Here is a 21775-nt window from a genome sequence, read left to right as displayed (position 1 = left end):
TACCGGAATGCTACGCAAATATTGTCAAACGCCAAAGTACTATATGATCTTTTCTTCAAAATTATAGCAACTGCCAAATAGCAACTGCCATTACTACTTTTGACTTATAGAATATCTAAAACAACAGAATATCAACTTTCCTCCTTCTTCCTTCTGCTATATGATAATTGCGTTACAATTCTTAACGAAAACTAGAACACTCGCAAAATCTATTTAGACTTATCGTCATGTCAGATACTATTACAAAATTTACTTATCAAACATTTCAACAAAGTAAAATTTACTTCGCTTTAGCTCACAAACAAATTTCTACTCGCCTGAGAAATTTTGTTTATCCAACTCTTGAATTTAAAACTCAACCTTTGTCTTCCGCAATTCTCCAAAAAATGCAGAAACGCATTGATAAAATTATGGAAAGAGATTTGGCAGATGGAGAAAATGGTATTTATCCAGTTAATATTATATTTGATAATCCCTGGTCAGATTTTTTCAGTTATTATCCTAATATTTGGCTAGATATGCCTACAGTTTGGAATAGAATTAAACAAAAGAAATATCAAGATTTTTCTCCACAAATAAATACTCAAAATTATCCTAGTTATTACTTACAAAATTTTCATTATCAAACAGATGGCTACTTAAGCGATACATCAGCTAATCTCTATGATTTACAGGTAGAAATTTTATTTAATGGTACTGCCGATGCCATGCGACGACGAATTTTAGCTCCGTTAAAAATGGGATTAGAAAAGTTATTTTCAGGGCAAAATTTAGAGGCGATCGCTCCTCAAAATTTACGAGTTTTAGATATTGCTTGTGGTACTGGTAGAACTTTAAAATTTATTCGCGCTACTTTACCAAAGGCTGCTCTTTATGGTGTTGATTTATCCTCTGCTTATTTAAAAAAAGCTCATCAATTATTATCTGAAGGCTTAGGAGAGTTGCCTCAACTTTTACAAGGAAATGCAGAATATTTACCTTTGAGAGATAATTTTTTTCAGGCAACAACTTGTGTTTTTATGTTCCATGAATTACCGCCGATAGTACGTCAAAAAGTAATAGAAGAAGCTTTTAGAGTGACTCAACCTGGGGGTGTTTTTGTGATTTGTGATTCGATTCAAGTTTCTGATGAACCTGATTTTGCGCCAATGTTAAAAAACTTCCCAGCAATGTTTCATGAACCTTATTATCAGAGTTATATTACAGATAATTTAGAGGAACGTTTGGAGAAAGCAGGTTTTATTAATATTGCTACTGAAGTTCATTTATTTAGTAAGTATTGGGTCGGTTATAAGCCTGTTGAAGAAGTGGTCAGTAGTCGGTAGCACTGAGAATGCGCTATGGGTTTAATATACCCTATCACTCGTGGATTTTATGGGGTTGGTAGGGTACCCCATAAGGGAAAAGATCATCAATTTTTACAATCAATTTTGTTGCATAATTAAGGTTTAAAGCCTCTCTTTATAAAGGAGAAAGAAGAATTTTTTTTCTTTATTAGTCAATCCTCTTCTTTTTCAGGATAGGTAATTATTAATTATTAATTGTTGAAAATAAATTAAGGATAAAGTAATCTTGACTTTATCGCAAGGCTTTTGAATTCTCGGTTGAGATTTTGAGTTTTTAGTCTATTCTCCGGAATATTTATTTTTTTAAGCACCTTATCTATGTGTGTGATAGGGAAATATCTACTTACCCTCTCTGTTGCGAATGTGGCAATAGTCAATTCATTTCCTTAAGCATCTGTGTGATAGGGAAATATCTACTTACCCTCTCTATTACGGATGTCGCAATAGCTAATTCATTTTGTGTAGCAACCAAAATTTGAGGTGTGTGGAGGAAAAATATCTACTTCCCCTCTCTGTTGCGAATGTGGCAATAGCTAATTCATTTTCTCAAGCACCAAAATTTGAGGTATATGGAGGAAAAAGTATCAAATTATTAGACCATCTCAATTAGGCGATCGCTATCTATCTATCTATCTATCTATCTATCTATGTTTGTCCTTTATATCCTAAGCGCCTTGGCAACTGTTATAACTACTTCCCCTCTTTGTTGCGAATGTGGCAATAGTCAATTCATTTCCTTAAGCATCTGTGTGATAGGGAAATATCTACTTACCCTCTCTATTACGGATGTCGCAATAGCTAATTCATTTTGTGTAGCAACCAAAATTTGAGGTGTGTGGAGGAAAAATATCTACTTCCCCTCTCTGTTGCGAATGTCGCAATAGTCAATTCATTTTCTCAAGCACCAAAATTTGAGGTATATGGAGGAAAAAGTATCAAATTATTAGACCATCTCAATTAGGCGATCGCTATCTATCTATCTATCTATCTATCTATGTTTGTCCTTTATATCCTAAGTGCCTTGGCGACTGTTATAACTACTTCCCCTCTTTATTGCGAATGTGGCAATAGCTAATTCATTTTCTCGAGCACACAAATTAGAGGTGTGTGGTGAAAAAATACCTACTTCCCCTCTCTGTTGCGGATGTCGCAATAGTCAATTCATTTTCTCGAGCACACAAATTAGAGGTGTGTGGTGGAAAAATACCTACTTCCCCTCTCTGTTGCGGATGTCGCAATAGTCAATTCATTTTCTCAAGCACACAAAATAAAAAAGAATGAGTGGGTTAATACTTATGCTAATAATAAACCTGAGACCGGGAAATATTTTTCCCACTGTTGCCTGTTGCCTGTTGCCTGTTGCCTGTTGCCTGTTGCCTGTTGCCTCCTATAAGACCTCAATTGAAAATGGGAAAATTATTCTATACTCGCTGACAAAATTAAATAACGTAGTAGTCCCAACCGTGTCACCCATTCAAAAATATTATTTGTTTTCTGATTAGCTGGAGAATCTGAAAAAACAGGAAACTCCTTTAGGATTTTATAAGTAGGTAAAGTATTAAAAGTAATATCTTCTATTAGAAAACTGTTCAAACCTATTTTTATTGCTAAATCTTGATAGTTAGCAATAGTAAAAAAATTAACATTGCCATAAGTTTCAGCACCTAAATCTTTGATAAATAATCTAACTACAGGTTCAAAAAAATTGATTGTTGCAGTAGGAACAAAATCAGACAAAGCAATTTTACCACCAGGTTTTAAAACCCTTTTTGCTTCTTGGAAAAAAGCAGAGCGACTAGGAAAATGAAAAATGCACTCTACCGCCAAAACCACATCAAAAAAATTATCAGGAAAAGGCATTTTAGTAGCATCTCCCTGCACAAATTCAATAGAATTATCACCACAAGCTTGAACTTGTTTTCTAGCTACATTTAATTGCCGTTCATCTATATTTAATCCCGTGATTTTTACCTCCGAATAATTATTATTAATACTGGCAGCTGTACCGCCAAAACCGCAACCCACATCTAAAATAGAAATACCATCCTTAATATCAGCAGCTTGATAAACCTTTTGTGATAGCTTTTCCGTCGCGGACGCAAAATCTTCAGCAGTATTTTTTGCCCAATTAGGATTTTCCCAATAACCCCAGTGAACGTGGTTTCCAAAGATAGTTTTAGTTGCTTCATCTTCTAAATTGGCCAAGATTTTGTCAAAATAAGGAAAATTAATTTCTGCTTTGGACATAGCTATAGATTACTAATTGTGGATAGCATTATAGCTTTGTTTGTAATTAGGATAGGTTCAGGACTTAAACTGGTAATAGATAATTTTTCTATAGGTATAAATTATGACTACTAACAACCCTGATAGTACTTCTGTGGATAATCCTTCTACCGAAGAAGATAATATAGAAATAACTGAAAATGATACCAGTCTCAGCTACATAGAAGAGATTGAAACAATTATTGCCAATATGGCAGAAGATCAAAAAGTGATGGTGGCCAATAATGAAGCAGGCCATTTATGGAAATTTCAATATGGTAGTGTGGAAGTATATGTCAGACTGACTGGAGAAACAGATGATGATACTTTTGATGTCTGGTCTTATGTTCTGAAGTTACCAGCAAAAAATGAACCCGAGTTAATGCGTAGATTATTGGAAATGAATTGGTTATCGACCATGGAATCTCATTTTGCTATTGTGGATAATCAAATTGTAATTCTGGCAACTCGTACTGTAGCAGAATTATCTCCAGGAGAAATTTCTCGGGCAATTACTATTGTTGCGACTCTTGCTGATGATAATGATGATGTTTTGGCTGCGGAATTTGGGCAATAAATGATATTAAATCCGCCTAATTGCACATAGATACAATAAGGTAATAATCAGGGTTTTAAGCTATTGATTGTGAGGGTATTTAACCTGATTTGATATGAAGGGGAAAATTAGGGGGTATCTTAAGGTATGGCAGTCGAAGGAAAGGTTAGGACAGATCAAAAGCTTAAAATTCAAACAAAGCCAGATTTTTCGGTTCTTCGGTCTTTCTTTTCTAGATAACAAAACCCTTCTTATATAGAATCCAAGTCGTATAGCGTGGAAAGAAGCAATCTCAGGAGTTGCGCGAGATTGCTTCCTATTGTCGTAATGACCACTTTTCAAGCGGGTTTTATATTACCGTTGGTTGGTATAGCTTGTGTCAACCTAAGCGTGAATATCTAGAATAAATTTAAGTTTTTTTTCAGACTTTTAAGCCTTTCTCCCTTTTCCCTCTTGAAAAACAAAGAAAGGGGGTAATTAAAACCTTATTTATTACTTATTGTCGATTGAATTATAGGTTGGAGTTGTTCAACTAATTCTTTTGAACGTATAACTTTTGCTTCTGGTTTAAGATGGTAGTGAGTATCAGCAAACAAGTTAACGTCAGTCCATAAATTTAACTTTTCGTCAGTAATTAGAGGAGCAATTTTACCTAACTCTTCAGCAGTTTTCTCCACATTTTTCACAGTTCTTTCATCTGTACTGGCATAAATGATAGGCAGTGATATGACTAAACTTGCTTCTTTAGCTTCTAACTCTTCTCTAAATTGCTTAATTCGTGCAATTGAATGAGGAGTAACGGGTTTGTTAACTGTCAATTTCCACCATTTACTTTTGCGTTCCCATGTTTTAGTCGGGTCTCCCCAGTCTGTAATAGGATCGGCATAATAACCTGAAACTTCTACTTGCTTAACTATATCTATAGTAGATTTTGTCAATTGTCTAAGACTAGGTACGCCCAAACCAAAAGTATCTTGAGCAAACTGCTTAGGTGGTACCCCTCCTAACCCTGGTTTTCCAATAGCTACTCCAAAGTAAGTAGAGCGATCGCCTAATCCATCTTCATCTAATAGCATTAAGTATTCAGGAATTATCAGCACAACATCTCCTGGACGAACTTGCTCCAAAATAGTAGGAAAAATTACATTCAGACCCAAATTTCCATCCAAGCCAAAATTAAATACAGGAATACCAAGTTCTTCTCCCATTAACTGAGAATTGACAGTATAGTGCGCTCCCGAACCACCAACAATTATCAGTCTTTTTGACCCTTCCACCTCCGCTGCTAATGCCACCTTATTGTAGTACATTCCTCGTAACCGACCAATTAAACCACCATAATAAACATTGTAAAAGAAACCAAGAGACCAAGCGAAGCCAGCCATAACTAACCAAGGGATAATTTTTATTAGGTTCTTCATAAAAATAAAAAATCAATCAATTTATCAAGTATATTCTAAAGCCATTTCCCTAATTATTTATCCAGTATAGCTAAATATATTACTTCTGTGGTAAGCATTTCCTGCGGAATGCTGCGCAAACAGCCGTCAGCTATTAGCTAGCCTCCTGCGGAGGAACTACGTTAACAGCCATTAATTTTGTGGAAGGTCAAAGCAATTGAAAAATTGAGAAAGAATAAAAAGTTACTGCTAAAGTCCCCTTCTCAAAACTGAGAAGTAATTATTCATTACTAATTGCTGTTTGCTTAGCATCTCGCAGGGAAGCGCTAACTGCTAATAGCTGAATGCTTACTCTCTGTGCCATCCCTAATATTTCATAAAGTTAAGAATTTTCACCAATTATAAAATCTTTGAGAAAATTATCAATTGTTGGATTGGGATGACTCAAGCATCCTCAAGTGAATTGATTCTCGGCGTTGGTAAATTACAGGATGAAATTTGTAGGGGCAATCCCCCAATGATTAACCGGGGTAGGTTACAGAGCGCTACCCCGAAATATAAATCATCCCATCAATTACCAATGCCTGATTCTCACAGGGAGAGTTGGTAAACATACTGACCAATTTATTGAAGAACTGATAGTTAACACAGAAGGTAAAACTAACTGTAAACAATGGCATACCGATGATTGGGGAGGAGATGAACGATCCAGTACCCCCTGAAATTAAGCATATGATCGGAAAAGACCAGATACAGCAATTGGAGCGAAGGAATAGAATTGTCAGACAACAGAATGGCCGATGACATTGCCGATAGAATAAATTTGCTAAGGTTTGGGAGCAGACATTAATAATAGTGAGATTAGCGTTAGCGGAGCAAGTGCGGTAGCTACATCCCCTATTTCAATTGGATTTGGCTTCATACTCGCATTTGAGAATACAGCAGCACAAAGGGCTGGTTTAGCGTTGGCGGAGGGTTGCGTCAGCATTATCGCTCCCTGGAACTGGGATGACTTAATTACCTATCCCACACTTTGCGCTCTGCACAACCGAATTATCTTGTTTGTTACCGATTAAGTTAGATACAGTAAATCGTCGATGGCCACCTTCGGTACGGATTGACTTGATCCGTCCTTCAGTTTCCCATAATAAGTTAGACATAAGTCTAGTATATTACAATAAATATCTAGTTATATCTAACTTTGTTTAATTATTTTAATACTGTTGATTACCCTACTGAAATTATTTATGCTTTTTCCAAGGGTGCCATTGTTAACCCGGCCCGACTCAACTGCTGATGATACAATTCTGCCTGTTCTAGAGGGCCAACCCAAACTATGGCTTGACCTTCATTGTGAACCTGGTGAGTTAGCTCCCAAGCAAGATCACTTGTCATACCTGGAATATATTTTTGCAAACATTCAGCGACGTGCTTAAATGTATTGACATCATCATTTAAAACAATAACCTTGTAGTTGGGATATGGTTTGTTAACAACTTGACTAGACTGTCTAGGAGCAAAAGTTGTAGAGGAGCTACCCCCTACTCCCACTATTATATTGTCTGCAATTGCGATGATGGAAATTCCAAGATCCATGCTACTATTTTCCTGTATATCCATACAATTATATTGGGATGATTTATACATAATTGTAACTGCTTGAGGAATTATCATAACTATATTAAAGACCTATTTAGATTTTATCTTTTCTTCACCCTATGTTGGTCAATTTAGATATGGCGAGAAATTTTGCTATTTTTACTGCTTGTGTCTTTGTCATACGGGGAGTAATTCAGTTAGGGGGAGATGGGGAGATGGGGAGTGAAAAAAACTTTGAGTAGGAAAGAAACCGAAATACATCCTCTCTCTTGGTCGATTGGATCTGGCGAGGAGACCCGAAGAGTGACAGAGGAGCTGCCTCTTATAGAGGAGCTTTCCTATGGTCATGCTGCGCAAACGCTAACGCTAACGCCATCGCACCCTACGGGAAGCTCCGAAGATCGACCGCTTTCTTTTAATTGGAGCTGAGGTAATAACAGCTAACATCATTAGGTAATTTGCCCCAAGTTCAATCAATACCATTACCGTTGCAGGACTTCCCAAAATTATTCAATCCAATTTTTGGCTCTACTAACAGCTTTTTGCCAAACCATAAAACTTTTTTGCACTTTTGCAGCATTTTCACCGGGTTCAAACACCTGCCCAACTGTACTATTATTCACCAATTTGTGATAGTCATCCCATAGACCTACTGTCAAACCAGCAGCAAAAGCAGCTCCTTGAGCAGTAGCATCAATAAACGCAGGTCGTTCAACAGGAATACCCAACAAATCTGCCTGAAATTGCATTAAAAAATTATTTTGCGAACCTCCACCATCAACTTTTAGATTAGTCATTAGAGTTCCGCTATCTTGATTCAGAGCATCCACAACTTCTTTAACTTGAAAAGCAATTGATTCCAAAACTGCTCTCACCATGTTTTCCCGCTTCACACCTCCAGTAATTCCCAGAAAAGCACCGCGAGCATTCATATCCCAATGAGGAGCACCGAGACCACTTAAAGCAGGTACAAAATAAACACCGTTAGTATCTTCGACTTGCATTGCTAGATGTTCAGTTTCTGCTGCGGAGTCTATGAGTTTCAACCCATCCCGTAACCACTGAATACAAGCTCCTGTGGTAAACATTGCCCCCTCTAGAGCGTAAGACGTTTTCAAATTACCATTGATTTGTTTAGTCCATCCAATAGTTGATAATAGTTTATTTTGAGATTTAGTAAGACTATCTCCAGTATTAGCAATCAAAAAGCTACCTGTACCATAAGTGCATTTTAACATTCCGGGGCGATCGCAACCATGGGCAAATAAGGCGGCTTGTTGGTCTCCTAAAATTGTAGCTATGGGAATTGATACTCCTAATAAGTCTGCTTTTGTTTTGCCGAATATGCTGAAACTTGGTTTGATTTCCGGCATTATTTCTCTAGGTATTTGAAACAAGTCTAATAATTCTCTATCCCAATTTAGGGATTCAATATTCATTAACATTGTGCGACTGGCGTTACTATGGTCGGTGGCGTGAATTTGCCCACCAGTTAGTTTCCACAAAATCCAAGTATCAATAGTACCTGCCAACACGTTACTGAAGTTAATATTGGGTTGTTCTCGCTTTACCCACTCTAGCATCCAGGATAGTTTTGTAGCTGAGAAGTAAGCATCTAAAACTAATCCGGTACAGTTTTGAATTTTTTCTGCTTCGCCTTTTGCTACTAACTCTCGAATCATTGGTGCGGTGCGACGGTCTTGCCAAACTATTGCTTTGTGGAGGGGTTTACCTGTGGTTTTGTCCCAGAGGAGACAGGTTTCTCGTTGTACTGTTAAACCAATAGCTTCTACATTTGAGGGGGAAATATTAGTATTCCGGAATACTTGTTCCATCATGGCATAAGTGTCTTGCCATATTTCTTCTGGGTCGTGTTCTAACCAGCCAGGATGAGGGTAATATTGGGTAAGTTCTTTGTAAGCTTGACCGATACTAGCGCCTTGAGAGTTGAATAATATTGCTCGGTTGCCTGTTGTACCGAGGTCGAGAGCTAGGATGTATTTTTCGGTGTCTTTAGTCATAAAAAATGATTTGGCGTTGGTGAATTAGTGTATGATATTAATCTTAATTATTTAGTAGTCAGGAGTCAGGAGTCAGGAAGAAAGAAAGAAGAAGAAAGAGTAGTAGAAGGAGAAAGTTGTTTATTCGCGCTCTTATCCGGACAGGATATCATACCTCTTTTCACCAACACCAATGATTTTTTTACCGCAATAGTCAGTTCGGGATTTTTGTTTATCTACCACGATTACTGCTATTTTGACTAGAAATTTTAATTTTTCTTATTATTTTCCTTTTTTTAGTTTACATTATATTTCTTAATTTCTGAATTCTTTTTTTGTTCAATAGATATCTCCAATAATCAAAAATAAAATTAATTATCATACAGAAATCATTAGACATCTGGTGAAAAAGATATAGATTTTTTGCAGGAGTAGGCAACAGGCAACAGGTAAGATATTTTCACGAAAAATTTGCTAAAAAATCTTTTTTTAGGGTGAATTTTTCTTTCCTTGACCAATCTAATTAGGGTTTGCTGAAAAAGTATTATGGGTAAGGGTAGGAGACAGGAGACAGGAGACAGGAGACAGGAGAAATGGGAATTATAGAGGAGGTAGGAGGAAGAATAATCAAGAGATTATTCTGCGCAACTATGAGCCTAAAATTCTAATTTTTTGAACCATTATAGCAATGTGCGCTGGCATATTTACAAATTACAGGAGGTGTCCAATAGCTAAAAGTTTTATCTTATCAGCTTTTTATTCCCCCTTCCGGAACTGTTACCTATTGCCTGTTGCCTGCGCACAGCGCTATATGACCTAAAAGCTTGGACTTTTTTTAACTAAAAAATGCTAAAACGTTTATATATCAGTGCTTTTACATCTAATCAGCAAACCCTAATTAAAAGGTTGATTTATTTTTCGGAGATATCTATTAATTATTAATTATTAATTATTCCCTATTCCCTGTTCCCTGTTCCCTGTTCCCTAAAAGCAATAATTTTTGGCTTTATTCAAAATTGAGATCCACCCTTCGATATAATCTGACGTTTTGAATTGTGGTTTCTAGAAAGTATTTTTTTTCTAAATATTGATTGAGATAATTTCTATATTCTGGACTAATATTATCTTTTTCTGCTAGTAAAATATAACTGGGATTTTTCGCCATAATTTTATCTAATTCTTGGAGAGCATCCGTAGGTAAAATCTGAGACATGGCTGTTAAATGACTAGGAAAAGCATATTTTGTGGGAATTTTTGTGGGAACTAGGTAATAAATTATTGGTTCATAATTGACGACATATATATAATCTGTCGATTTAATTCTTTGCTGTAGATATTTAGCAATTAAAGCTTCTCTGTCATCCCATGTATCTATTTTTTTTATATATCGATAATGGATAAATTCTAGATTTTTACTTAATTTGTTATAACCTGCTTGGGTAAAAGGATATATTAATATTAGAAATAGAAGTATATTTGGCAAGGCAGAAGGGAAGTCAATATAAAATTTTCGGGAATCGATAGTAACAGTTTTTTTCGTTTTTTTTGCTTCTTCATATAAATTCCGAATTTGATATTTTTGCTGAGGTAAATGAACAGATTTGATAATGACATAGCTACTAATTAGACACAAAGGGGGTAATAATTGTAAAAAGTAATGATTATAAAATCGCTTTGATAATAAAACTGCTAAAAAAGCACAACTAAACCACACGAATAAATAGATAAATTTTCGTTCTTGTTTTAATTTACTTCTAGCAAAGACAAACAAATAAACCGGACTCCAAAATAAACATAGCCACAATAAAATATTTCCTAATAACTGTTTCCTGAGTCTACTTAACAGGTCTGACCAGGAAAAATTGAGCATTGCTACATATTTACTATTTGCAGTTAGGGTGGCATAAATATATTCATCAAAATAACCTGAAAATTGATAAATGATTGCGATGATAACGGCAGGTAAAATTAAGCCTGTACCTAAAATAATATAAAACTTAAATAGGGAAAAGGAAAGATTTTTGAATATGTCTATAGTCTGAAAATTATTTCCAGGTTTTCTTTTCTCCTTCCTACTTTCTTCTTCTTCCTTCTTCCTCTCTTGGTGAGCATTCCCTTGCGCCTTTCGGCGACGCGGGGTCTCACCGCTTCTTCCTTCTTCCTTCCGAAATAAACTTCCCAATAAAATTAATCCCAAAACATCCATAACTACCAAGTATTTGATTTGCATTCCTATCCCTAAAATTAGGCCGCTCAAAAATACTTTGATATTTGATGGTTTCGTATTCTGAAATAATAATAAAAATGCTCCAGTCACTAAAGGAGCAAACAAAATTTCTGCATTCGCAGCAGCACCATCATTATGTAGGGAAAAAATAGCGTATAAAGCACCTGCTAATAATCCAATTTTATCTCCTTGTTTTTTGTCAATTACTGCACCAATGCTATATAAAAAATAACTGGTAAAAGTTGTGGCGATAATAGATAAGATTCTGATGGATACTATAGATTTTCCTAAAATTAGCATTGTTAGGGAAAATAAGATAAAAATACCTGGAGGTTTGTTATCCCAAATTTTTATATAAGGGAGGTTGCCGTTTAATAGACTATCTGCTCCTAATATATAGATGCTTTCGTCTTTGTCTAATACAGATACAAATAAAGTCCAAAATCTGAGGAAGAATGATAATAGTAGAAATGCTAGAAAAATTATTAGTTTTTGATTGATGTTTTTGGTCATGTGCAGAAGGAAGAAGGAAGAAGCGGTGAGACCCCGCGTCGCCGAAAGGCGCAAGGGAATGCTCACCAAGAGAGGAAGAAGGGAGAAGAAAAATATTGCGTTGTCTGAGTTTTAAGCTTTTGATCTTTTTTAACCTTTCCTTCAACTGGTATAATATAGGTCAATCGAGCTACTCCCTAGCTAAGTCAAAGATTATCACAATTTTTTTCTAAATCTCTTGCTTGAGTTTTGGCGGAGTCTAGCAGTAGCTACATCACTTCTATAGTATTTATATATCTCAGTAGCGAAATACTATTTTTTTTGTTGAATAAATAATCATAAGCAGGGCAGACTAGCTGCAAATAGTTACATACTATCAAGATGATTTTCCATCTAGTTTGGATTTCCAACTCTACCTCATCATTACAGGATTGATTCAGGTCGTTAGTAGCAATATATTCTGTTCTTTTTGTGAAAATAGTAACCCAGAATAATTTGACTGTCTTGAGTGCGTATTACATTCTGAGCAGACCTCGCCAATTAGCAATCGCTTTTTTTTTATCTCTAGGAAAACCTTTAATTTTAATGATTTTTCCTGATACTAATTCTCACTCATTCCATCCTAATTATTCCAGTTTTTGATATTTTTTTATACATCCGGTATCGTCTACCTGCGCGATTCCTTTTTAATCGTGGCTAACTTCTTCCAGATGGTCAGGAAGATTTGTCAGAGTATAATTTTTCTGGCTACTTAATTAAATACTGAAATTATTTTAAATAATTAAAATTCATCTTAAATATGTTGACAAACAATTGTTTTTATACTCAAAAAGTATACCAAATAATATCAAGTAACTTGAGTTAAGCTTTGAAATTTTTGATATAGCAATCCTAAATAGGTTGCGGGTAATCAAAAAGTAGATAAAAAAACCGAAACTCTTACCTGTTCCCTGTTCCCTGTTCCCTGTTCCCTGTTCCCTAAAAGCGGTAAGATTTTCATACACAAATAAAATAGGATTGCTATATTTTGTTTTTCAAGCGATCGCCAAATAGATAAACCTTTATGGGTCAACACTATATTATAGTGTCTTTGCGTAAGTCCTGAGTATGTTTACCAACTATCCCTGTGAGAATCAATCCACTTGAGAATGCTTGATTTATCCCAATCCCACAATCACCTGCCCTCAGTTCATTCGACTGGCAGTGATGCCTGTTTTTTTGGACATTCATACCAAAATTCATCTCCACTGATTTGTGAGGTTTCGATATGCGCGTACATGAGCATGATGAATCATTTGTCCTTGTCTTGAGTGCCTCTTACATTCTGGGGTCTCCCCAGAATTAGCCACTTGCTTTTTGAGAGGCAGTTCTCACCAAACTGACTACCGTATTATAGGACAGATTTACTGTACGGCTAATTCCTCTTAAACTACTACCCTCAATATGACCTTGCAGAACCATAGGCATTGTTTCTGGTTCAATTTGCCGAGGATACTGTAGGGTATAGAAAGTAGAGCGTGTTTGCGCAGCATTCCGCAGGAAAAGTTTGTAGACATTCGGGACAATAGTACCGTTGGCTTACTTTACTGGTTTTTTTCGTGCTTATGGACAATGCCCATGACCACACAGAGCACATTCCATAATGGTTTGAACTATTTAGGGACTATATTCATATTACCATTCCCACACTTTCTTGATGCACTACCAATTCAAGTATTAAATTGATAAACATGATAAAATTTTCCCTGAGATAACTATATAAAAATACTATGCAGTTAACACCCCAAGAAAAAGATAAACTGTTAATTTTTACTGCTGCTTTATTAGCAGAACGTCGTAAAGAAAAAGGCTTAAAATTGAATTATCCTGAAGCAGTTGCCTATATTTCCGCGGCAATTTTAGAAGGTGCTAGAGAAGGTCAAACGGTGTCTGAATTAATGAGTTTTGGTACAACTTTATTAACAAGAAATGATGTAATGGAAGGTATCCCAGAAATGGTACAAGAAGTTCAGGTAGAAGGGACTTTTCCTGATGGGACAAAATTGGTAACTGTGCATAATCCCATTCGTTAGAAATTAGAATTGTTGAAAGACAGAAGAAATAGGAAAAAGATAACTATTATGATTCCAGGTGAAATGATTATTCAAGAGGGAGAAATCGAATTAAACCCAGGTCGCCCGACAGTAAAATTATTAATAGCAAATACAGGCGATCGCCCAATTCAAGTTGGTTCTCATTTCCACTTTTATGAAGCAAATAATGCTTTGAGTTTTGACCGCGAACTCGCCAAAGGAATGCGTCTAGATATTCCGGCAGGTACTGCTATTAGATTTGAACCGGGAGATGAACGGGAAGTAATTTTAGTACCATTTGTTGGAAGACGAGAAGTTTATGGTTTTAATGGCATAATTAATGGTAAATTAGACAAATAGTAGGTTGATTTATCCTTCTAGCAACTTCCTCAATTAAAAAACCATCTGCTTGAGAGATTCAATTTCAGTTTGATTGAGGTCTCGCCACTCACCAGGTTGAAGTTCATTCATGTACAGGTCTGCGATCGCTACTCTAACTAACCGTAGTGTGGGAAAACCAACTGCTGCTGTCATTCTTCGCACTTGACGATTTCGGCCTTCTGTGAGAATGATTTCTAACCATGCGGTGGGTACAGTTTTACGAAATCGAATTGGTGGATTGCGGGGTGGAAAATTGGGATCTACAGATAACAATCTTACTTTTGCAGGTCGAGTCTGATAATTTTTGATCGTTACACCTTGTTTTAGTTGTCTTAATGCTGCCTCATCTGGTATTCGTTCTACTTGCACCCAATAAGTACGAGGATGAGCAAATTTAGGGTCAGTTAGTCGGTGTTGGAGTTGTCCATGATTTGTTAGTAGTAAAACTCCTTCACTATCTCGGTCTAATCTACCCACAGGATAAACTGAAGACACGGGAATGTAATCTTTAAGGTTTTGCCGTCTGTTAGACTCATCAGTATTGTCAGTGAATTGACTTAAAACATTGTAAGGTTTATTAAATAAAATGTACCTGTAACTCATGAGTAAAATTATATCAAGTTCGGTTAATTAATCTAAGTAAGGAAGAGGTAAGAAGGAAGAAAAAAAGTAATAATCATGAATAATTGACATATTTTTTCGTTCAATTAGATCGATAAGTTTTGACAAAAAGAGATAAATTGTATAGCAAGTTTTTCTATATGATCATTTCCGCTTAATTATTGAAGTAAGGTTTTTCAATTGCCATACGTCGCCACTCCCTATGGATATATTCATCAAATATACGACGGTTAGCAATCTTAGTTAAACTATCTAGGGTGGCAAATTGAAATAACTTTTCATTGGCAGTTTCTAATTGTTGATATAATTCTGACTGTTGTAAGGCAATCGCTAATTGTCTAGCTAAATGTTCAATAGATTCAATTTCTGAAGATTGCCATTTTCTTAGTTTTGAACAGTGGTGGGCAATTAATAATCCCCATAATTATTCTCTAGAATAGTCAAAATCTTGCTCAGAAAATTGTTCTTTATTTATCTTTGATATTGGTACTACTAAGTTAGATTTTACTTTAAACCGAGTCAGAAATTCAATATGATATAGAATTAAATCAGCAATAGCTATATTTTTAGTAAGATTTGTTTGCTGTAGATTATCGTTGTTATAATATGAATTTATACTCATATTTTCTATAACGGATTGTAGATCAGAAGCAATAGATTCCATCAAGACTTCACTAGTTCCATCTGGATTAAATTTATATATCAATACCCTGTCACTTTTAAGAAATTTTCTGACTTCATCTACTGTATTTTTGAGAATATCATTAAGGTTTAGTGACTGACGTATTCGTTCTTGAATGAGGGTCATTAATCTCGATCTTTCTGTTTGCTTTCTTAACTCTTTAACAAGTTGATTAATTTGCAAAATTCGACGGACTCGCTGACGTAAAACTGCGAATTGAACAGGTTTAGTAATATAATCTAGGACACCAACAGCGAAGGCAAGATCGATAGATTCTTGATCTTCAAGAGTAGTAATCATTAACACTGAAGTCCCATAGAGTAAAGGGTTGCTATCTAGTTTTTGATCTAGAGACAAATTATTTTATAAATCCTTACTAAAAAGTTCTTGTAATTTGATATAGTAATTAAAGCCATTCATTTCTGGCATCATTGTATCTAGTAGAATTAGGTCTGGTATTTGAATACTAAACATTTCTAGGCATTGCTTACCATTTTTTGCTTCTATTATTTGATATCCTTCTTTTTGTAATACTTGATGAAGTAAATAACGGGTCGATTTTTTATCATCGACTATCATAATTACAGTAGCATTATTCTGTGACTGCATTGAATTCATACAAATCTTATTAAAAAATACTAAGAGCTGATTTGTAAACTTAGCTAAAACCCTGATTTCATCTAACTCTCAGGGATTTAGGGATTATTGAACTATAACTCCCAAAACCCTTGTATTGCCAGAAATTCAGCCTCTTAATATTTACTTGATAAATCAGCTCCAAGAGTTAATTGTAATTTGACTAAATATTTTCTGCAATATATTTTGCAGTTGTGATTGCTTAATGGGTTTATTTAATAAAGCTGCTAAATTTAGTTTTTGGAGCTGATTTTTTTCTGGAGATTTACCAATAGGAGTTAACATAACTAATGGTAAAGATTGATATTTAGGTAGCTCCCTAATAGCAGTAGCAGTTGCCACTCCATTCATTTCTGGCATTTGCATATCAATAATTATTAGGTCAAAAACTTGATTTTGGTTAACATTTTCATGTTGAAGGAGATCTATTGCTTCGAAACCTGATGCGACACTATGAGCTAAAATCCCCCACTGACTTAACTGCTTAGTTAAAATTTGTAAGCAAGAAGGATTATCATCTACAATCAATAATCGTTTTTTACCTAATTTTGGTATAGAATTAAGTTGACTTTTCACATTCTCATCAACTTTTACAATTAGGGTAAAATAGAAGGTAGATCCTATTCCTTCTCGACTTTCAAACCACATTTTACCACCCATCATCTCGCAGAGACGTTTACTAATGACTAATCCTAATCCTGTTCCTCCATATTCCCTAGTTGTAGAACTATCTACTTGACTAAATGGTTGAAATAATTTGTGCATTTTGTCTCGGGGAACCCCAATTCCAGTATCTTTAACAAATATTTTTATTTGATACAAATCATTCTCTATATTTTGTTGATTATTGCTTTTTTTTGAATCTATTATTTTGTGAGCTGAAACATTAACTAAGACCTCTCCCTTTTGTGTAAATTTAATTGCATTAGAGATAAGATTAACTAATATTTGGCGTACTCTTATTTCATCTCCTGAAATTATACTTGGAGTATCATCTTCAACTAAATAAGCTAATTCAATATTTTTGTTAACTGCCTTAATAGCTAGTAAATCAATACACTTTTCCACACATAATCCTAAATTAAAAGGTCTTTGCTCCAAATCTATTTTATTAGACTCAATTTTGGAAAAGTCAAGAATATCATTAATAATTCCGAGTAAAGCTATACTACAGTCATGGACATCATTCAAATATTCTTGCTGTTCTAAATTTAAGTCACTATCAAATAACAAAGAAGTCATCCCAATTATTCCATTCATTGGAGTCCGAATTTCATGGCTGATAGTAGCCAAAAATTCACTTTTAGCTTTATTAGCCACTTCTGCTGCTTGTCTTGCTTGTTGAAGAGCAATATTTTGTTCAACAAGTTGTTGACTTTGGCTAGTTTCTTGCTCCAATAAATGAGCATGGGCCAGGGCAATTCCCACTTGTTGGGCAACATCTTCTAGTAGTTCAATTTCATCTTTTGTCCAAGTACGGTAACGATCGCATTGATGCAAGCAAATAATCCCATTGGGTTCATCCTGATAAGAAGTGCGAACTATTAACATAGATTTTAATCCTATGGAAATACATATTGATATAGAAATATTTGTTTGTAACACGGGTTCTGTATAAACATTGCTATAAGCGATCGCTCTATCTTGCTCTAAAAGCTTTTCTATGTAAGGATTCTCTACTACCGGAATTTCTAAATCCATGATCGATTGATATCCTTCTTCCAAATACTCGGCTACAAATGGTACTTTTGGTACTGTTCCTACCTGATAGGAATGAATAACGCAACGGTTGACGAGAAAAGCTTGACCTATTTGTTTTGCAGTAGTATCAAATATTCTCTGTGCATCTAAACTTTGGCGAATATCTTGAGTAATTTGTCCTAATAGAAGACTACGTTGTAATTGTTGTTGTAGCGCTAAGTGAATCAAATTTTGTTCAATTGCACTAGCGAGAATATTCGTTACTGACTGTAAAAAGTGAATATCATCAAGAGTGAAAGTATATTTTTTAGTAGCATAAGCAGCTAATATTCCTACTGATTGATGATTTCCCGGAATGATTAAACTGATACCACTGACAATACCTTGCTTTAACAAGTGTTTGAAGTCTGGATACTCTGAAATTTTAGTGTTGAGATCTTCAATAATAACTGGTTTTTCCGCAGCTAAAGTGTGAGTAATAATAGAATCAAAAGCCTTAGTAACAACTGGTTGAGCGATTAAAGTTTTTGCTTTATTCATACTAGCTTTAATTTGCCAAGTTTGAGTATCTGATGAGTATTCCCAAATTTGACAATGGTCTAGTTTTAGAGTCTGACAAACTAGGGACACTGCTTCTGACATTAGCTCAAATAAAGAAATATTTTGTAAAGCACGTTGACCTAATTTTGCTAATGCTGCTGCTGCTGAAGCTTGAATAGCTAATTTTTGTTCTGCTTGTTTGCGTTCGTAAAGTGCAGCTTGCTGTTCGCTAATATCCCGCAAAATTATCGTAAATACAGTTTCATCTTTTAATTCTAATTGTGAAATTGATGCCTCTGCTGGAAATTCTGTACGATCTTTTCGCCTAGCAATAACTACAGCTAGTCTATGTTTTGTTTGATGATTTTTTACTTCTAGAGAGTTGTTGAATTTTGACTCTTGCCAAACAATTAATTTACCAAGTGATTGCCCCACAGCTTCCTGATTTGTATAACCAAATATTTTTTCTGCTCCTTGGTTAAACATTTGAATAATTCTATTTCTATCTACTGAAATAATTGCATCTTCCGCCATATCTAAAATACCTGCTAAACGAGCCTCAGATTTTTTTAAAGCTTCAGAAAATGCTATACGTTCATTGATTTCATTTTCTAGCTTTTGATTTAAATCTTTTAAATCTGCTGTTCGCTTGTGTACTCTAGCTTCCAAATTGGCATTCAGGAGGCATATTTTTTCTTCAGCTAAAATACGTTCTCTGATTTGTTTTTCTAGTTCCTCATTAGTTGCCTCTAGTTGTATTAAATCAGGTCTTTTTAAAAGTTTTCGAGCTAAACGAATTAAAAATATTATTGTGACAATAGCAACTATTACTGTAGTACCTTTAACTAACCCTAATAGACCATGATGAGGAGACTGTAGATTCCAAATTTTTTGACTGTAAGAAATACCACTAAAAATCATCAAAATTGCCAACATCCAAAAAGTTAAATTGAATGGCATATTTGGTCGTTTAATCAAACAGTAGGTAAGTATTAGTGCGATCAAATAATAGGCCAGTGCCATCAATAAATCTGATGTTAAATTAAATAACATTAACCTTGGTTGTAGTAGGTAATAAATTACATTCATCAGCAAGATACTCGAACTAATAGTTGTTACAAATAACCATGACATATAATACCCCTCCTGATATACTAGATATTATTATTTAATCAAATCCTAAGCTGTAGTTGCAATTATAACTTTCTAAGTCATGCTGCGTACGGCGACAGCCGAAACGCAAATAGCCATCAGCAAACAGCTTTTTTATCTCCCTGATTTAAGTCTTTCTTTTAAGGCTAATTACTGTACTTCAGTCAACCAAGAAACACTATATAATTTTGATGACTGTCTAGAAAAAAATCTAAAATTAAGCCAAAATGCTTAGTACTCCAATCCAAATAGCAATTACTTTAGGAACTCGCCCCGAAGCTATAAAATTAGCACCAGTTATCCAACTTTTTCAAAGTTCTCCAGATTTTAAAACCCAGGTAATTTTAACTGGACAACATCGAGAAATGGTAAAACAGGTAATGAAATTATTTGAAATTAGTCCAGATCGGGATTTAGCAATTATGCAAACTCGGCAAACATTGACAGATATTATGTGTCGAAGTTTGCAAGGATTAGAAGCGTTATTTCTGCAACTGCAGCCTCAATTAGTATTAGTCCAGGGAGATACTAGCACCGCTTTTGCGGCTACCCTAGCTGCATTTTATCAAAAAATTCCTGTTGGTCACATAGAAGCAGGTTTACGAACCAATGATTTATTGAATCCCTATCCTGAAGAAGCAAACCGCCGTTTAATTTCTCAGATAGCTCAATTACATTTTGCTCCTACCAATTTAGCTGTAGAAAACTTGCACAAATCTGGAGTAGTAGGGGAAATTCATCAAACAGGAAATACGGTCATTGATGCTTTGTTAAAAGTAGCGAAAACTCAGCCTCAATGTTATATTTATGGTTTAGATTGGCACAAATACCGAGTAATATTAGCAACTGTTCATCGACGCGAAAATTGGGGAAAACCTTTGACAGAAATTGCTCAAGGATTTATCAAAATTTTAGACAAGTTTCCTGATACAGCTTTAGTTTTACCTCTTCATAAAAACCCTACAGTTAGAGAACCTTTAAAAGCTATTTTAGAAAGTCATCCCAGAGTTTTTTTAGAAGAACCTTTTGATTATAATCAATTAGTAGGAGCAATTCATAACTGTTATTTAGTATTAACTGATTCTGGTGGTTTACAAGAAGAAGCTCCGAGCTTAGGAAAGCCTGTTTTAGTATTACGAGAAACTACAGAAAGGCCGGAAGCAATCATGGCAGGAACTGCTAAACTTGTAGGTACTGATTCAACTAATATTATGGCTGCTACTGCGGAATTATTGAGTGATGCTGCTAAGTATGAAAAAATGGCAATGGCAATTAATCCTTTCGGTGACGGTCATGCCTCAGAAAGAATTATGAAGATTGTGAAAAGTTATTTTGGTTAAGCTATTTTTGCTCGGTTATATGTCTCTATCGCATTCTTTATTTGGCGTTGCGGAATAAATTTATGAGTTCACAGGAGTTAGGAGTTAGTAAATAGAAAGGAGTTTTTCGGTAACTAAATAGGAAGAAATAGGTATGATATCATTCAGGATAAGAGGGCGAGCAAAAAACTTTCTCCTTCTACTCGGAATTTCTTATTCTTTTTTCCCTCCTGACTCAGTCCTCCTGACTTCCCCTCCTAGAAGAGGCGCGCGGGTGGGTTGACTCCTAAGTAATTAGGATTAATATCATACACGCGCTTCAGCAACGCCTAATATTGTAATATTTTTCTTAATGATGCTTAACTATAACTCCATTCTCAGCAAAGCATTTGCATCCTTAGTTTTATTGTAGTTAGCGATCGCTTGTTGAAGTTCTCTTTAGTTATAACAGTAGTAAGTCTAACTTTCTCAGTGTGGATGAACTTTATATCTTTGCTTCGACTGCTATACAGATTTTTCCCCCTAGAAAGTTAGAAGGTTAGGTCTTTTTTACTAATCATTTTAGCTCAGAGACTCTAGTAGAGCATTGACTTAATCAACGAATAACGATATAATACGTATTTAAGCATACTATTTAGACTGGCTGCGCTCACGCATACATGAAATCCATTAGAACAAAGCTCAAACTTAATAATCAGCAGAAAACCCTCTTTGCTCAACACGCGGGCTACTCTCGATGGTGGTATGTGCGACTCGTTGGCTAGCAAAGACTGCCCAAAAGCAGAT

At 35.2% G+C, this 21775-nt stretch carries 17 protein-coding genes and 1 pseudogene; 7 read left to right on the top strand and 11 right to left on the bottom strand.

Features of this window, described 5'->3' with window-relative positions; genetic code table 11:
* The first annotated feature begins 227 nt into the window (after positions 1–227).
* On the top strand, positions 228–1325 hold the full coding sequence (locus F6K27_RS13660) for a class I SAM-dependent methyltransferase (protein ID WP_287276644.1): 1098 nt from the start codon (positions 228–230) through the stop codon (positions 1323–1325).
* A gap of 1437 nt (positions 1326–2762) precedes the next feature.
* Here F6K27_RS13660 and F6K27_RS13655 read toward each other — a convergent pair.
* Positions 2763–3593, bottom strand: coding sequence for a class I SAM-dependent methyltransferase (locus F6K27_RS13655; RefSeq protein WP_287276642.1), 831 nt, complete (start codon positions 3591–3593; stop codon positions 2763–2765).
* A gap of 103 nt (positions 3594–3696) precedes the next feature.
* On the opposite strand from F6K27_RS13655, the gene F6K27_RS13650 reads away from it, so the two are divergent.
* Entirely contained in the window at positions 3697–4188 is a 492-nt protein-coding gene (locus F6K27_RS13650) for a YbjN domain-containing protein (RefSeq protein ID WP_124143676.1), read from the top strand.
* Positions 4189–4652: 464 nt separating this feature from the next.
* Here the strand turns inward: F6K27_RS13650 and F6K27_RS13645 are convergent, their stop codons facing one another.
* The 4 genes from F6K27_RS13645 to glpK all read right to left on the bottom strand — a co-directional run bounded on the left by F6K27_RS13645 (position 4653) and on the right by glpK (position 9187).
* A complete protein-coding gene (locus tag F6K27_RS13645) occupies positions 4653–5588 on the bottom strand; it encodes a hypothetical protein (protein ID WP_124143675.1) in 936 nt (311 codons plus the stop codon).
* A 992-nt stretch (positions 5589–6580) separates the two neighbouring features.
* A complete protein-coding gene (locus tag F6K27_RS13640) occupies positions 6581–6727 on the bottom strand; it encodes a hypothetical protein (RefSeq protein WP_287276641.1) in 147 nt (48 codons plus the stop codon).
* Between the two features lie 85 nt (positions 6728–6812).
* On the bottom strand, positions 6813–7163 hold the full coding sequence (gene clpS / locus F6K27_RS13635; RefSeq protein WP_287276639.1) for an ATP-dependent Clp protease adapter ClpS: 351 nt from the start codon (positions 7161–7163) through the stop codon (positions 6813–6815).
* A gap of 509 nt (positions 7164–7672) precedes the next feature.
* On the bottom strand, positions 7673–9187 hold the full coding sequence (gene glpK, locus F6K27_RS13630) for a glycerol kinase GlpK (RefSeq protein WP_287276637.1): 1515 nt from the start codon (positions 9185–9187) through the stop codon (positions 7673–7675).
* Positions 9188–9214: 27 nt separating this feature from the next.
* Between glpK and F6K27_RS13625 the strand changes: the two genes are divergently transcribed.
* Positions 9215–9430 carry a hypothetical protein gene (locus F6K27_RS13625; RefSeq protein WP_124143672.1) on the top strand — a complete coding sequence of 72 codons (216 nt, stop codon included), beginning with the start codon at positions 9215–9217 and terminating at the stop codon, positions 9428–9430.
* 742 nt (positions 9431–10172) lie between these two features.
* Here the strand turns inward: F6K27_RS13625 and F6K27_RS13620 are convergent.
* Together F6K27_RS13620 and F6K27_RS13610 are read right to left on the bottom strand one after the other, a co-directional pair.
* A complete protein-coding gene (locus F6K27_RS13620) occupies positions 10173–11906 on the bottom strand; it encodes a glycosyltransferase family 39 protein (RefSeq protein ID WP_287276636.1) in 1734 nt (577 codons plus the stop codon).
* 1320 nt (positions 11907–13226) lie between these two features.
* Complete coding sequence (locus tag F6K27_RS13610; protein ID WP_287276635.1) at positions 13227–13352, bottom strand: hypothetical protein; 126 nt, start codon at positions 13350–13352, stop codon at positions 13227–13229.
* Between the two features lie 302 nt (positions 13353–13654).
* Here F6K27_RS13610 and ureA point away from each other — a divergent pair, with 302 nt between their 5' ends.
* Positions 13655–13957: an urease subunit gamma gene (gene ureA, locus F6K27_RS13605; RefSeq protein WP_124142719.1), complete on the top strand. Its 303-nt coding sequence runs from the start codon at positions 13655–13657 to the stop codon at positions 13955–13957.
* Positions 13958–14005: 48 nt separating this feature from the next.
* Positions 14006–14317 (top strand): urease subunit beta, encoded by a 312-nt coding sequence (locus F6K27_RS13600; RefSeq protein ID WP_124142718.1) that lies wholly within the window; start codon positions 14006–14008, stop codon positions 14315–14317.
* A 33-nt stretch (positions 14318–14350) separates the two neighbouring features.
* Here the strand turns inward: F6K27_RS13600 and F6K27_RS13595 are convergent, their stop codons facing one another.
* The 4 genes and pseudogenes from F6K27_RS13595 to F6K27_RS13580 all read right to left on the bottom strand — a co-directional run bounded on the left by F6K27_RS13595 (position 14351) and on the right by F6K27_RS13580 (position 19652).
* Positions 14351–14941, bottom strand: coding sequence for a pseudouridine synthase (locus F6K27_RS13595; RefSeq protein WP_287276633.1), 591 nt, complete (start codon positions 14939–14941; stop codon positions 14351–14353).
* Positions 14942–15113: 172 nt separating this feature from the next.
* A pseudogene (locus tag F6K27_RS13590) lies at positions 15114–15941 on the bottom strand (GAF domain-containing protein).
* 63 nt (positions 15942–16004) lie between these two features.
* A complete protein-coding gene (locus tag F6K27_RS13585; RefSeq protein ID WP_287276631.1) occupies positions 16005–16250 on the bottom strand; it encodes a PleD family two-component system response regulator in 246 nt (81 codons plus the stop codon).
* Between the two features lie 162 nt (positions 16251–16412).
* On the bottom strand, positions 16413–19652 hold the full coding sequence (locus F6K27_RS13580; RefSeq protein ID WP_287276629.1) for an ATP-binding protein: 3240 nt from the start codon (positions 19650–19652) through the stop codon (positions 16413–16415).
* Positions 19653–19897: 245 nt separating this feature from the next.
* Between F6K27_RS13580 and wecB the strand changes: the two genes are divergently transcribed.
* Positions 19898–21010 carry a non-hydrolyzing UDP-N-acetylglucosamine 2-epimerase gene (gene wecB / locus F6K27_RS13575; protein WP_287276627.1) on the top strand — a complete coding sequence of 371 codons (1113 nt, stop codon included), beginning with the start codon at positions 19898–19900 and terminating at the stop codon, positions 21008–21010.
* Positions 21011–21648: 638 nt separating this feature from the next.
* A complete protein-coding gene (locus F6K27_RS13570) occupies positions 21649–21753 on the top strand; it encodes a helix-turn-helix domain-containing protein (protein ID WP_287276625.1) in 105 nt (34 codons plus the stop codon).
* Positions 21754–21775 lie beyond the last annotated feature (22 nt).

The organism is Okeania sp. SIO2F5, assembly GCF_010692685.1.
Lineage (GTDB): Bacteria > Cyanobacteriota > Cyanobacteriia > Cyanobacteriales > Microcoleaceae > Okeania > Okeania hirsuta.
The sequence above is the reverse complement of the archived record's forward strand: the minus strand, read 5'-3'. Positions and strand labels throughout refer to the sequence as shown.